This window comes from Microcoleus sp. ARI1-B5, assembly GCF_036705795.1.
In the GTDB taxonomy this organism is placed as follows: Bacteria; Cyanobacteriota; Cyanobacteriia; order Cyanobacteriales; family Microcoleaceae; genus Microcoleus.
In genome coordinates, this window is the sequence record NZ_JAUBVK010000014.1 from 158687 (window position 1) to 159230 (window position 544).

Annotated in this window: 1 protein-coding gene; it reads right to left on the minus strand. The window is 54.8% G+C overall.

Features of this window, described 5'->3' with window-relative positions; genetic code table 11:
• Positions 1–544 (minus strand): Ig-like domain-containing protein (locus QUB63_RS20550; RefSeq protein WP_332947179.1); only part of this gene is annotated, 544 nt, incomplete at both ends.

The following is a 544-nucleotide window of genomic DNA, read 5'->3' on the forward strand; positions in this document are numbered from 1 at the left end:
ACGGTGACATTAGCCGCCGTCACATTAATAGTTTCGACAATTGAGTTGTCCGAGACTTTCTTGATAACCAGATTGCCAGTGCCTTTTTGTACAGCTTCGCTCAAGGTGACGACTAAATTCGCGCCCACAGCCACGCTGGTGGCGTTATCAACTGGGGTGAAAGTGGCGGCGGTAGGGGCACTACTGTCAACAGTACGGGTTAATGTGGTGGCGGCAGCGTTGTTATTGCCCGTGGCATCCGTGGCTACTCCTGCTGGGACATCCACCGTGACAGTTCCCTGACTCGTGGGGTTGACGGTAAAAGTATAGGTAGTCCCAGAACCGCTAAAACCGCTGACAGTGCCGTTGGTGAGACTGATATCACTGGCGATAAAGTTGGTGGTACTTTCGCTGAAGGTGGCGGTGACGGCAAACGGTGCGTTGACGGTGGCTGCTGCTGCCGAAGTCAGGGCTACTGTGGGAGCTACACTGTCAACAGTACGGGTTAATGTGGTGGCGGCAGCGTTGTTATTGCCCGTGGCATCCGTGGCTACTCCTGCTGGGA